This is a genomic window from Bordetella tumulicola (assembly GCF_054779135.1).
Genome location: NZ_BAAGYU010000010.1, coordinates 707486 through 720436, shown reverse-complemented (window position 1 = coordinate 720436; position 12951 = coordinate 707486). Strand labels below are relative to the sequence as shown.

Annotated in this window: 11 protein-coding genes; 8 read left to right on the top strand and 3 right to left on the bottom strand. The window is 57.7% G+C overall.

Features of this window, described 5'->3' with window-relative positions:
• Positions 1-42 precede the first annotated feature (42 nt).
• The 5 genes from ACYVDM_RS20655 to ACYVDM_RS20635 all read left to right on the top strand — a co-directional run bounded on the left by ACYVDM_RS20655 (position 43) and on the right by ACYVDM_RS20635 (position 6934).
• Positions 43-1557 carry an FAD-dependent oxidoreductase gene (locus tag ACYVDM_RS20655; protein WP_415788356.1) on the top strand — a complete coding sequence of 505 codons (1515 nt, stop codon included), beginning with the start codon at positions 43-45 and terminating at the stop codon, positions 1555-1557.
• Positions 1554-2786 (top strand): MFS transporter, encoded by a 1233-nt coding sequence (locus tag ACYVDM_RS20650; RefSeq protein WP_415788354.1) that lies wholly within the window; start codon positions 1554-1556, stop codon positions 2784-2786. Before ACYVDM_RS20655 ends, ACYVDM_RS20650 begins: the two co-directional genes overlap by 4 nt.
• Positions 2787-2914: 128 nt before the next feature.
• The gene (locus ACYVDM_RS20645; protein ID WP_415788352.1) at positions 2915-3418 is read left to right on the top strand and encodes a sigma-70 family RNA polymerase sigma factor; all 504 of its coding nucleotides are present in this window, start codon (positions 2915-2917) and stop codon (positions 3416-3418) included.
• On the top strand, positions 3400-4389 hold the full coding sequence (locus ACYVDM_RS20640; protein WP_460475447.1) for a FecR family protein: 990 nt from the start codon (positions 3400-3402) through the stop codon (positions 4387-4389). Before ACYVDM_RS20645 ends, ACYVDM_RS20640 begins: the two co-directional genes overlap by 19 nt.
• 214 nt (positions 4390-4603) lie before the next feature.
• Positions 4604-6934 carry a TonB-dependent siderophore receptor gene (locus ACYVDM_RS20635; protein WP_415788348.1) on the top strand — a complete coding sequence of 777 codons (2331 nt, stop codon included), beginning with the start codon at positions 4604-4606 and terminating at the stop codon, positions 6932-6934.
• A gap of 43 nt (positions 6935-6977) precedes the next feature.
• On the opposite strand, the gene ACYVDM_RS20630 is transcribed toward ACYVDM_RS20635, so the two are convergent.
• Both ACYVDM_RS20630 and ACYVDM_RS20625 read right to left on the bottom strand, forming a co-directional pair.
• Positions 6978-7661: a haloacid dehalogenase type II gene (locus tag ACYVDM_RS20630; RefSeq protein ID WP_415788346.1), complete on the bottom strand. Its 684-nt coding sequence runs from the start codon at positions 7659-7661 to the stop codon at positions 6978-6980.
• A 21-nt stretch (positions 7662-7682) separates the two neighbouring features.
• Positions 7683-8489: an SDR family NAD(P)-dependent oxidoreductase gene (locus tag ACYVDM_RS20625; protein WP_415788344.1), complete on the bottom strand. Its 807-nt coding sequence runs from the start codon at positions 8487-8489 to the stop codon at positions 7683-7685.
• A gap of 225 nt (positions 8490-8714) precedes the next feature.
• Here ACYVDM_RS20625 and ACYVDM_RS20620 point away from each other — a divergent pair, with 225 nt between their 5' ends.
• The 3 genes from ACYVDM_RS20620 to ACYVDM_RS20610 all read left to right on the top strand — a co-directional run bounded on the left by ACYVDM_RS20620 (position 8715) and on the right by ACYVDM_RS20610 (position 11377).
• Positions 8715-9260, top strand: a complete 546-nt coding sequence (locus ACYVDM_RS20620) for a helix-turn-helix domain-containing protein (protein ID WP_415788884.1) — start codon at positions 8715-8717, stop codon at positions 9258-9260.
• Positions 9257-9679, top strand: a complete 423-nt coding sequence (locus ACYVDM_RS20615) for a VOC family protein (protein ID WP_415788342.1) — start codon at positions 9257-9259, stop codon at positions 9677-9679. Before ACYVDM_RS20620 ends, ACYVDM_RS20615 begins: the two co-directional genes overlap by 4 nt.
• 729 nt (positions 9680-10408) lie before the next feature.
• Positions 10409-11377, top strand: coding sequence for a Bug family tripartite tricarboxylate transporter substrate binding protein (locus tag ACYVDM_RS20610; RefSeq protein ID WP_415788340.1), 969 nt, complete (start codon positions 10409-10411; stop codon positions 11375-11377).
• Positions 11378-11464: 87 nt separating this feature from the next.
• Here ACYVDM_RS20610 and ACYVDM_RS20605 read toward each other — a convergent pair whose 3' ends face one another.
• Entirely contained in the window at positions 11465-12607 is a 1143-nt protein-coding gene (locus tag ACYVDM_RS20605) for an alpha/beta hydrolase (protein ID WP_415788338.1), read from the bottom strand.
• Positions 12608-12951 lie beyond the last annotated feature (344 nt).

The window sequence follows — 12951 nt, the reverse complement described above, 5'->3', positions numbered from 1 at the left end:
TATAGCTCCTATTAAGTGCATATTACACATATTGAGACTAACATGACAAGTCAATCCATGACCGACGTACTCATTTGCGGCGCAGGCGCGGCCGGCCTCACTCTTGCCATTGAGCTCGCGCGACGTGGCGTCTCGTTTCGGCTGATCGATAAGATGGCCATGCCGTTCGCTGGCTCACGTGGCAAGGGCATCCAGCCGAGGACACAAGAAATCTTCGAAGACCTGGATATTCTCGACAAGGTGGTGGCAGCGGGGGGGCTCTACCCGCGGCAGCGCATTTACCAAGACAACGGTAGTCACCTGGATTCAGACATCGTCGGGCAGGTCGATCCGACGCCGGCCGAGCCTTATCAACTGCCATTGATGATTCCGCAATTTCTGACGGAACACATCATGCGTGGGCGGCTGAACGAACTGGGCCATCGGGTGGAGTTCGGCTGCGAATTGCTCAGCTTCGAGCAGGGTGGCGGCGGCGTCACCGCGCAGGTTGCGGGCCTCACAGGTGAGGAGATCCTCCACGCTCGCTATCTCGTCGGCGCGGATGGCGGGCGCAGCTTCGTCAGGAAAACGCTCAACGTGGGCTTCCCTGGCAAGACGCTAGGCGTGCACGCTCTCGTGGCGGATGTCGTACTGACCGGGCTCGAGCGCAGTGCATGGCACCAATTCAACAACGGCGACATGGAGCGGATGATGGCGATCTGCCCCCTCGCCGGAACCGATCTCTTTCAGATCCAGGCGCCGATTCCACCGAATGCGCAGACGGACTTGTCGGCCGCAGGGCTGACCGCCTTCATCGCCGAGCGTACAGGACGCGCGGACATCATAGTACGCATGGTGTCCTGGACCTCGGATTACCAGATGAACGCCCGCTTGGCCGACCGCTACCGTGTGGGCCAGGTGCTTTTGGTGGGCGATGCCGCCCATGTGCAGCCGCCCACTGGAGGACAAGGTCTAAACACTGGTGTGCAGGATGCCTACAACCTGGGCTGGAAGCTCGCGGCCGCACTAAGGGGTGCGAGGGAAGACCTTCTCGACAGCTACGAGGCCGAGCGCCGTCCGGTGGCCGAGGCCATGCTTGGTCTTTCGACCCGATTGCTCGATGCGCAGAAACAGGGCCGGATTCACCGCGGACGCGAGGTTCACCAGCTCGATATCGGCTACCGGGACTCGCCGCTCGCAAAGGGACTTCCCGAGCGCAACGCTGGCATTCGGGCCGGGGATCGCGCGCCGGATGCGCCGATACGGGGTGCGGCGGGCCAGCCATCGAGACTGTTCCAACTGTTCCAAGGGCCGCACTGGACGCTGCTTGTCCATGAGGCCAGACTTGAGACGATGAAGCCACGACCGGGGCTGCATGTCCGACATATCGGCCCAAGCGGCGATGTCATCGACACCTGGGGTCACATCCGCGATGCCTATGGGTTGGCGCCGGGCGAGTGCGTGCTGATCCGCCCGGACGGATATGTCGGCGCGACCTTTGACGCAAACCAGACCGCGAAGCTTGGCATCTACTTGGCCCGCATGGGGGTGGTTTCTCTCGGAGCAGAGTCGAATTGAGAGCCACGAACGTTGCCGCAGCAGGGCTTGACTGGCGCTTGATCCTGCCGGTCTTCGTGATCGTCAGTATGTATGCCGCCAGTATGGCCGCTGTCATACCCGTGCTGCCCTTCTACGTCCGGGAGATGGGGGGCTCTCCACTGATCCTTGGCATCGTGATCGCGACAGAGGCCTTTAGCCAGTGTTGCTCGGCCCCCGTCCTCGGCCAGCTTTCCGACCGCTTCGGCCGCAAACGAATTCTTCTTGCGAGCCAGATCGTCGCGGCAGCGAGCCTCTTGTTGCTTGCATGCGCACCGAGCATTTTTTTCATTCTGCTTGCCCGTGCCCTGTTCGGGATGACCGCTGGGAATCTATCGGCCGCCGTAGCCTACGTCGCCGATTACTCTGACACAAAGCATCGACGGCAAGCGATCGGCATGCTGACAGGCGGAATCGGTTTAGGAGGAATCATCGGCGCAGGCCTTTCGGGCCTTTTATCCGACACATCATTGACCCCACCGATCTATGCCGCCCTCGGCTTGATGATTTTTTCCGTCGTTGTGACCTTCTTCCGACTGCAAGGCGGGCAAGCAGGGCCCCGCCATCAGGGTCAAACCAACAGAGAGAGACTCTCGTTCCGTGCCATCCTGGGATCACCCGCGATCCGAATACTGATCATCGTGATGTTGTGCCATTTTTTCGCTTTCGGCATGTACACCTCGCAGATGCCCGTCTTTCTTGCGGATACCTTCGTCTGGAATGGCCATGCCTTCGGACCGAGGGAACTGAGCTACATCATGATGGCCGATGGCGTGATCAATGTCCTTGTCCAACTGTTCCTGTTGGGTTGGCTGGGCACATACTTCACCGAGCGAAACTTGATCATTTTGATCTTCGGTCTGTTGGGCCTCGGATTCCTGACGACAGGCCTGGCCACCACTATCCCCGTTCTCGCCTTTGCAGTGCTTTGCGTCAGCACAGGCGACGCCCTTGCCAAGCCTACCTACCTTGCTGCGCTGTCCGTCCACGTTCCACCCGAACGGCAAGGAGTCGTTATAGGAGCGGCACAAGCACTAATCGGGGTGACAGATATCGTATCGCCAGTGCTGGGAGGCTTTATTTTGGGACATGCGCTTTACGGGGTCTGGATCGGCGTCGCTGTGGCTGCCACCCTTGTTGGAGCCACCGTGATGATTGCTCAGCTCCCGAAGCGGGATCACGAATCAATAGCCAAGGCCGATGTGACGTAGGAATGGCTGCGACATAGTGGCTAGCAGGACCTTGCTACGGAATGAATTCTGATCTAGCACCCGTTGTTCAGCGTGCACATTTATGAAAATGGTTATTATTAGCATTTTCATCCACCCCTTTCTCTGCCATGTCCGCAGACCCTCCGCCCAATAACCATGCTATCGAGGATTTGTACGTCGAGAATCACCTCTGGCTGCAAAAGTGGCTACGCAGCAAACTGGGGTGCGTACACCACGCGGCCGATCTGGCCCAAGACACGTTTGTCCGAGTACTCGGTAAAAGCGAAGCCATCCACATCCGGGAGCCGCGTTCTTATCTCGTGACCATCGCCAATGGATTGGTATACGACTTTCGCAGGCGCCAGCGGTTGGAAGAGCGCTATCTGGAGGCATTGTTGCAATTGCCAGAACCGTTACAACCGTCACCGGAGACGCGGGCGCTTCAATTAGAGGCTCTGAGCGCCCTTGACGCACTGCTTGACCAACTACCGGCAGCGGTGCGGCGGGCTTTTCTGCTGTCGCAGCTCAGCGGATGGACACACCAGCGCATTGCCGCCGAACTACGACTCTCTGTCGCGACGGTAAAACGCCATATCGTACGTGGGCTCGCGCAATGCTGCCTGCTTCCTTGATCCCGCCCCCCCACCCTGCTCTGGACCCGCGTCTCGTGCGCAGGGCGTCGCAATGGTGGGTCGATTTGCAGTCTGAGGATGCGACGACCTCGCTGCGTCAAGCATGTCTCGACTGGCGAGAGGCGAGTCCGGAACATGAGCGCGCGTGGCAACGCGTGCTGGCGGTGACGGGGCAACTGCGTAGTGTCCCCGAGCCGTTAGTTCAGGCAACACTGTTAACACCCCGGCAGGCGAACCGACGCCAAGCAATCAAAACGCTATTGTTGCTGGTAGGCGTAACCGGAGCAGGGGTAGCCACGATTCGTGTAGCCCCTTGGGTAGACTGGCGTGCCGACGAATCCACGCGAATCGGAGAATCTCGTCACGTAACGTTGCCCGACGGGTCTCAGGTCGTGCTGAACACAGACACGGCCATCGATGTGCGCTATGACACGGCTGAACGCCGGCTAGCGCTGTTGCGCGGAGAAATTCTAGTCACGACTGCGGCGGATGTCGCGTCTGATGCCCGTGCCTTTTTGGTGGACACGGCCCATGGGTCATTACGTGCCCTGGGGACACGCTTTCTGGTGCGGCAAGATCACGGCGATAGTGAGCTGCAGGTCTATGAGGGTGCGGTGGAAATCCGCGCCACGCGCAGCGATTCCGCAGCCGAAGTTGTGCACGCAGGTTCCCGCGTGCGTTTCGACGATATGCACGTTACGCGCTTCGGTCCCGCCAATCAAACAAGCGCCAGTTGGACCCGTGGCATGCTGGTGGTTACGGAGATGCCTCTGCGCCAATTCTTGCGGGAACTGTCCCGATATCGACGTGGCCATTTGGGCTGTGAAGACCAGATCGCGTCGCTGCGGGTCTCTGGAACATTTCCGCTCGCGGATACGGATCGAGTGCTGCGCGCGCTTGAATATGAGCTACCGGTCGATGTGCACCGCTACACGAATTATTGGCTCACGCTGCGTGCGCGCTCTTCGTGATTCCACTTTTTTTTCAATAACGTGAGCTGTTTGCGTTTTTCGTTCGGCTTTACAGATAGAAGCCTCAATTTCTACCTGACCCAAGGACGTCGCTATGACCCTAGGCAAGCTGAACAGATCACTATTCTCAACAACCCGCACCCTTGTCGGGTGGCACCTCGTCCGTCACTCGTACCGAAAAATGCTCACGAGAGTCGTGCCGGGGCTCGCGGCAATGTCTCTGGTCACCCCGGTGTACGCTCAAATCACCGAGGCCATCTACGATCTGCCACCGGGCGAGCTGGGACAAACACTCACGCGCTTCGGTAACGAGGCGGGAATTCTGCTGACGTTCGATAACGCGCTGGTAGTGGGTAAACAGACAGCAGGTCTACATGGTCGCTACAGCGTGCCGCAGGCGTTGTCGGCGTTGCTAGCCGGCACTCAATTGGAATCGGTTTCGCGTCCAGATGGCAGTTACTCATTGCGTCAACGCCCCGCGACCGGTGCGGCGGCGGAGCTACCGGCCGTCACCGTAATAGGCGCAAGCACTGACCGCCCAGATCTGCCCGCGCCCTATGCGGGAGGGCAGATCGCACGCGGCGCCGGGATGGGCGTATTGGGTGATCGGGACATCATGGATATACCGTTTTCGGTGAACAGCTATACCGTGCAAACGATCGAGAACCAACAGGCGCAGAGTGTGGCCGACATCGCCGCCAACGACCCAGCAGTTCTCAATGTCGATCCAACGAATGCCAGTTACGCCAACACATTCACCGTACGGGGCCTACTACTGGGTAACGGATCGATCGGCTTTAACGGCCTGTTCGGTCTGGCACCAAATAATCAAACCACATTGACCGGTATCGAACGCGTAGAAATCATCAAGGGGCCCACCGCATTTCTAAACGGCATGTCGCCTAGCGGTACCGGCGGAGCGATTAATTTGGTTCCCAAGCGCGCGGGGGATACCCCACTGACATCGTTCACGGCCAGCTATTTGTCCGATTCGCAGTTCGGCGGCCATCTGGATTTCGGCCGCCGTTTCGGGCCGGACAATCGTGTCGGTATTCGCCTGAATGCGATGTATCGGGACGGCGACACATCGGTCGACCAGCAATCACAACGGCTTGGCACCTTTACGCTGGGTGTGGACTATCGTGGTGAACGGTTTCGCTTGTCGGCGGATCTAGGCTATCAAAATATGCGCACTGACCGGGCGAACAGCACCATCGCCCCGGCCGTCGGACAGCCCATCCCAGATCCGCCGTCCGCGCGCAAGAGCTTTATGTCACCCTGGAATTTTGTCGACACCGAGGACACGTACGGCATGCTACGCGGTGAGTTCGACATTAATACGCGGTTGACCGCGTATGCCAGCCTCGGTCGCAGTAACACCGATTGGAAGCAGGCCCTTGATTTCGGAACTCAGTTGCAGGAAAACGGAGATTTCCTCAGCACCAGCCGCATGAATTTTACCGGTATCGAACGCACCGTCGGCGAAGCCGGCCTGCGAGCACGGCTGGATACGGGGCCCGTGCGACACGACGTCAGCGTCAGCGTGAACGGCTACAAGGCGGATCGCACAAGTGCGGGCACGATAACGCTCGGCTCGATCGAGTCCAATATCTATGATCCGGTTTTTCTAGAAAAACCCGACCTGACTACCCCCTCGCGTAACCGCATCAGCAAGACAGTGCTATCAGGTTACGCGCTGTCCGACACGCTATCCATCCTGGACGAGCGCGCCCAATTGATGCTGGGTCTGCGCAAGCAAAGAATCACCGCAGACAACTACAACATCGCGACCAACGAGCGCACGTCACGCTACGATAAAACAGCGTACACACCGACTGTTGGCGTGTTGTTCAAACCGACGGAAACCATTTCGTTATACGGAAGCTATATCGAAGGTCTGCAACAGGGCGCCGTCGTCGGCGCGAGTTACGCAAACGCCAACGACGTCCTTGAACCGTATCTCTCGAAACAATACGAAGCCGGCGTCAAGGTCGACTGGGGGCAGCTCAGCACAACACTGGCTGCATTCCAGATCAAGCAAGCATCCGCCATTGTCAACCCGATCTCCAATACATTGACTGGCGATGGAGAACAACGTAGTCGCGGAATAGAACTCAACGTGGCAGGCGAGCCGGTGCGTGGCGTGCGCGTGATGGGGGGTTACATGCTGCTCGATGCGAAACTCACCGAAACGACACAAGGCATCAATGATGGCAAGACAGCGCCAGGCACGTCGCGTCACCACTTCACGTTAGGCGTGGAATGGGATACGCCTTTTGTCACCGGACTGACACTGACCTCTCGTGTGATGCATGCCAGCCGGCAATATGTTGACGCCGCCAATACACAGTCCATCAAGCCATGGACCACTATGGATCTCGGGGCGCGCTACATTGTAGAGCGTTCAGGAGGGCATCCGATTACCCTGAGAGCAAACCTGCGTAACGTGTTCAACAAGAGTTTCTGGACCACATACCCTGGAGCTGGCACATTGAATATGAGCGAGGGACGCACACTGATGCTCTCGGCAACGATGAATTTCTGAACCTATCTGGGGCGTGCCCAGCACGCGCGCTATAGCGATGTCGTCAACACCGGCCGGCGTCGATCAATGCGGGTAACTCGTCCAGGCCCGCAACCACGACGTGAGGCGTGGCGCCCAGTTCGTCGAATGTATTGTCATGACGGTTTATCCAGCAGACGTTGAATCCGAAGTGACGCGCACCCGACGCATCCCATGCATTTGAAGACACAAAGAGAATTTCGTCCGCCGTTAATTCCAACGCTTGGCACGCGAGCGTGTAGACCCGTGGGTCGGGCTTGAATACACCGACACGCTCGACACTGAGCAAATGCGAGAAATTATCTTGCAGGCCCGAACTCGTGACGACGCTCTGAATCGAGAAATCCGATCCGTTCGACAAGATGGCCAGCGGCAGTCCCATGTCGTTCAGCCGCTGCAATGCATCGGGGACTTCGGGATAAGCCGACAGGTTCAAATAAGCCTTGCACAGCGTGTCGCAAGTCGCCGTGTCCAGATCGAGTTTCAGGTGCCGGCAACTGTAGACAAGCGCGTCATGCGTCGCTTGCTCAAATGAAATGTACTGCCCCATCAGGCTGCGCAGCCACGTGTATTCGAGCTGCTTTTGCCGCCACATGACACTGAGCTGCATGCCTCGTCCGGGATAGAAGGCCTCGCATTGCTGCACGACCGAATGGACATCGTATAGCGTTCCGTAAAGATCAAAGACGATAGCCTTCGTACGCGTCATGGTGAACTCCTTCGTAGGATTTCAGAGAGCGGAATGGTCCTTGACCGCCTCGGCAAGTTTGGGCTTTAACGCCAGGAACCGCTCATCCACTGAGGCCGGGTCAGATCGGTTCTGAGCAATCATGGCGGTGCGAATCTCGCCGCCCCGGATCACCTGCAACGCTTCGGTCTCGATACCCTCGACGATCGCCTGGGCGACCGCGGAAGCCGGTTCGCGGACAAAGCCCATATCCGGACCTGCCCGCGAAGTCGTCATCATCGGCGTATCTGTCGCGCCGGGATATATCGTCAGGACGTGAACGCCCTCACCCTTCAACTCCCGGCGCAGCGCCTCGCCAAAGTGCGAGATCCCGGCCTTGACGGCCGCATAGCTCGCGTAGAACGGCACCCCCACCAAGGCGATGCCGGATGAGACGTTCACAATCATGCCCTCGCCCGAGGCGCGTAGATGCGGAACCGCCGCACGCGCCAGTAACATGGGGGCCAGCAGATTGACCTCTATCATCTTGGCAATGTCGCTTTCGGCCGTGTCTTCGATTCGTCCCGCACGCACGCCACCCGCATTGTTGATCAGGATGTCCAAGCCGCCCATGGACGAGAGCGCACCCTGCAATGCCCGATCCCGGCCTTCCGCGGTTCCCACGTCGGCGTCCGTTCCATCCATCCGCCCCCCTTCAGCGCGCAGCAGCTTGACCGCCTCTTGCACGACATTCCCGCGGCGCCCCACGATAAAGACCGTGGCTCCCTTGCTGACGAGCTCCGCGGCGGTGGCCAGGCCGATACCGCTAGATCCGCCGGTAATCAGGATTCTCTTTCCCTGTACGTTCATTCATTTCTCCAAACCTGGCGTTTTAGATCAATTGATCCAAAATAATCCAATCAATCAAAATTTACAAGCCTGTCGCCGTTCAGGAATCATCGGGAATGGGTTGATCAACCATGTTTGGCTGGAAGATGGAGGCGGGTAATTCGCCTCGGCCGACGCCAGCGCACGGCTATTCGAGAATCAAGTTGGCCCTACACTACCCACATACTGACTGCCTTGCTAGAACTCATGCCCCCTCTTGCAGACCATAGCGCCCAGCGGCTTGTCTCGTCTTTTGCACCGACCGATTTCGATCAATTGCAGGATCCCGTTCTGCTGCGTCGACTGCTACGTGCCAAGGACTGCATGGATGCCACTGCACACGAGGCTTGGCCGGTAAAACGCCTGGCCGCAGTCAGCGGCGTTTCTGAAGCCCATTTTTCCCGTTCCTTCAGGCGGGCCTTTGGTATACCGCCGCATCGCTACCTGTTGACAAGGCGTATTGAGCAGGCGAATACCCTACTGCGCGACACGGAACTCAGCATCACCGAAATAGTCTTCGCCACTGGCTGGAATAGCTTGGGCACCTTCGGGCGTGTCTTTCAGGACATCACCGGCCGGAGCCCCAGTGCTATGCGCCGGGAAATGCGAGCCTGCGTGCAGCAAATCGACCGCGTACCCGGCTGCGTCCTGAAGGCCGCACAGCGCCCGGATCTTACAATCGCAGTTTTGGAGAAGCGTCGTCGCGTGGCCAAGGGTAAATTTGCGCCATCAACCAAGGAGAACGCGTCATGAACCAAGGTGTTAGCGTAATGGGTTTGTATGTCAACGACCAGGAAGAAGCGCTCGAATTCTACGTCGGCAAACTCGGATTCCATGTCCATACGGACGTACGTAACGGTTCCTACCGGTGGCTTACCGTCCAGCATCCAGATCAGCCCTCGTTCCAGCTCGGCCTGTTTACGCCCGGCCCACCCATTCACGACGATGCGACCGCGCAAACCCTGCGCGCGATGGTCGCCAAGGGGGCCATGCCGCCCGCCGTTCTCGCTGTGTCCGACTGCCGCGCCAGCTATACCCGGCTAAAAGCTAACGGTGTGGAATTCACTCAGGAGCCGGTAGAGCGTTACGGTAGCATCGACGCTGGTTTCCGAGATCCCTCGGGCAATGGCTGGAAGATGATCCAGGCTGCGTCAAACGACGGTACTGCCTAGCTCTTATCGACCATCGCCTTTAATACCTGCCCAAGCTCAGTCAGGAAGGGAAAGACGATGGTCCAGTTATTCTGCGCACCGATCGTGGCCAGTGTGCTCAGGTAGAGCAACTTCATCGCCTCCGGTTGCTGGGCCAGGATGAGCGCGGCATCCAGCAGTTTTTGCGCGGCTTGTTCTTCGCCTTCCGCATGAATGATGTTGGCACGTCACCACGTCATTGATCGCCTTGGGCGCGGCGCGCGTGGCTGTCGGCTCGCTCTCCCGATTGTTTCTCATTGGTTTTTTCAGCGGAGTCGGCCGGCTTGGAAAAACCGCCGCCGAGCAATGTCGGCGTAGCGGCCCCCAGATTCGTCGCGGGCGCCATGGTCGGATCGGTACGAAATGAATACCGCTAGCGGCACATCAATTGTGCACCAATTGGTCATAACTGCTGAAATGTCGACTCGGCGACTTTTACCGAAAAATATAGAGATTGCGCGGCCAACTGCACGACCATATACTCGATTGCAATACCAATGTATCAATATTGGTACAAAAATGGTACACAACATCGGCAAGCTCACCGGCGTCGGAATGGAGTTCATCCGCTCCGTTATTTGAAATCCGGTGATCGCGTTCGCATCCAGATCGATGGCATCAGCACACAAGAGAACACCTTTAGATAGGCCGTGCCAACGACCAAGAGAAAAAAGCCGACCATTAGGCTAATCACTCGGTGAAGGAGACACAATGCAAATAACACTATTAAAAATGCTCGCCGCAGGCGCGACGCTGCTGGCCTCGAGCATGGCTTGGGCCCAGTATCCGACGCGCCCTATCACAATGATCGTGCCCTTCCCGCCTGGTGGCGTGACCGATACGGTCGCACGGCCCATCGCTGACGCGCTTGGCAAAGCGCTGGGCCAACAGGTCGTCGTCGAGAACAAGGCGGGCGCCGGTGGCGCCATTGGTACCGGCGAAGCAGCACACGCCAAGCCGGATGGTTACACGATTTTGTTGATGCTGTCGTCTATCTCGATTTTGCCCGAGGCGGACAAGATACTGGGACGCAAAGCCGCATACAACACAACGGATTTCAAACCGATCGCACGTATCACCGCAGATCCCACCGTCCTGGTGGTCTCGGCCAAATCCCAATGGCAAACGGTCGATCAGTTTGTCGAGGCCGCCCGCAAAGCGCCGGGTAAAGTGGACTATGGCAGTTCGGGCATCTATGGCTCTATGCATGTACCGATGGCCATGCTGGAAAAGAATGCGAATATCAAGATGACGCATGTCCCGTACACAGGGGCCGGACCCGCGGTCGCGGCCTTGCTGGGCGGCCAGGTCGATGCGATATCAACGGGCCCGTCCAGTATTTTGCAGCATATCAAGGCGGGCACGGTACGCCCCTTGGCGCATTGGGGCGACAAGCCGCTGAAGGCATTGCCCGATACACCCAGTTTGGCCGACGAAGGCTATGACGTAAAGTTTGTCCAATGGTCAGGCATTTTTGTGCCTAAGGATGTACCTGCCGACGTGATCGAACGTCTGCGCGCCGCGGCCAAGACCGTGGCGAATGATCCAGCCGTGCAGGCAAAAATCCTGGCTGCGGGCAGCCCCATCGACTATCTGGATGCCGAGGAATTCCAAGCGTATTGGGATATCGACGATGCGCTATTAAGAAAAGCGGTGCAGGATATCGGGAAAGTAGAGTAACGCTCAAATCCCGTTTCGCGTCTAATCGCTAAGCGCGGAATTTTTGTCCGATATGCCGTCGCACGACGGCATATTGCGAAAAACGCGCTAATCAAGCGCGGTGTGCACCGATATATGTTGCCGGGGCAACGCTTTGGCGGACGCATTCAGCACCTGAGCCATGATCTCGTTCTGCCAATCGAAATAGGGATTAAAGGTAAGCCGTGCATGGATCTTTCCCGGTTCACGATAGCCCCAGTCCGAGAGCCAAACGGGTGCCCCCTGCTCGCATTCGACTCGCGCCGGTTCTGTCTGCCCATTCCAACAAATACGCAGGCTTGCGTCAGTCCCATACAAATCATTGTCTGGGGAAAACAATACGCCCATATGCGAAAACTGGCTGATCTGCAATTCCGGCAGATAATCTGATCGGACCAAGACACGTTGATCTTGCGTGAATTGATCGTGGTCGTTTCCGTACCAGATCAGTCGGCTCGCCGGATGGGTGAAATGCGTGCTGAATGAGTTCGACAAATAATCGCTATCGAGCACCGAGTCGTTCTCGGCCACGACCATGAGGACTGGTTTGCCATAAGGCGCGCCGCGCAGTGCCTGACGTGCCAGACGGCTGCTGCGGTAGAACTGGGCAAAGCCATTCGTTGGAACGGTCATGTACCGTACGGCATTCTGCATCGGTCGGATGTTGTCCGGTGCCAGCAGCCAGGGGCGGGCCCAACTGACCAGAGGGGCCAACCAGTCAAAGGAACTGCTCGACATAAAGGCGGGCGAAAAAAGAAGCAGCCCATCGACCTCGGGATGAACATAGGCGTAATCGAGGACCAGATTGGCGCCTGTCGAAAATCCCCCTAAATAAATCTGCTCGACCTCGTCGCTTAACGTCAGCGCTTGCTCTTCGAGCACTCGACGCCAATCCTCGAGCGTCACATCCAACATGTCCTGCGGGCGCGTTCCATGACCGGGCAGCAATACCGTACGAACCAGGAACCCCTGATCGGCCAGTTGCTGGCCAATATCGTGAAAGGACCAAGGAGAGTCGCCCAATCCGTGAACCAGCAATACGCCTTTATGGGGTTGGCCGTTGGGCCGCCATTCGTGAGGTGCGTTCCATGCGATTTCGGCAGCTTGGTCGGGCCCTTGAAAGAGGCGCCGCTGTTGCAGGTGTTGGACGGTGTCCTGCCGATAGGTATCGAACGAGATCTGTCGGAGCGGGGTATCTTGAGGAGCGGTCACGGCACACGCCGCCGTGATCAGCGATGCGGCAATACTGAGCGCTCCACGGACTAGCCTATATACCGAACGACTGACTGTTTTCACGATGACATCCCCAACGTTTGATGATCTCCTTGAGCAGGATAAGCACCCGCGAGCTTTAGGTGTGATCGACACGTGATCATGGCACTTGATTCTCAATTAGTAAATAAGTGCAGATTGACCTGTGAATTCAAAAATTATCAACAATGGGCCGTGACGGAATATCGAAGGATCCTCTTGATTGGAAGCTGCATCAAGAGACTGCTTTTTCGTAGCGCACAATAGAAGAAATGTAGAACGATGCAAGCACTGCTATGTACTAG

Coding starts and splice junctions, on each gene's coding strand:
- ACYVDM_RS20615 (WP_415788342.1), top strand. CDS start 9,257: ATGAACCAAGGTGTTAGCGTAATGGGTTTGTATGTCAACGACCAGGAA.
- ACYVDM_RS20645 (WP_415788352.1), top strand. CDS start 2,915: ATGTCCGCAGACCCTCCGCCCAATAACCATGCTATCGAGGATTTGTAC.
- ACYVDM_RS20630 (WP_415788346.1), bottom strand. CDS start 7,661: ATGACGCGTACGAAGGCTATCGTCTTTGATCTTTACGGAACGCTATAC.
- ACYVDM_RS20655 (WP_415788356.1), top strand. CDS start 43: ATGACAAGTCAATCCATGACCGACGTACTCATTTGCGGCGCAGGCGCG.
- ACYVDM_RS20635 (WP_415788348.1), top strand. CDS start 4,604: ATGTCTCTGGTCACCCCGGTGTACGCTCAAATCACCGAGGCCATCTAC.
- ACYVDM_RS20610 (WP_415788340.1), top strand. CDS start 10,409: ATGCAAATAACACTATTAAAAATGCTCGCCGCAGGCGCGACGCTGCTG.
- ACYVDM_RS20620 (WP_415788884.1), top strand. CDS start 8,715: ATGCCCCCTCTTGCAGACCATAGCGCCCAGCGGCTTGTCTCGTCTTTT.
- ACYVDM_RS20640 (WP_460475447.1), top strand. CDS start 3,400: ATGCTGCCTGCTTCCTTGATCCCGCCCCCCCACCCTGCTCTGGACCCG.
- ACYVDM_RS20625 (WP_415788344.1), bottom strand. CDS start 8,489: ATGAACGTACAGGGAAAGAGAATCCTGATTACCGGCGGATCTAGCGGT.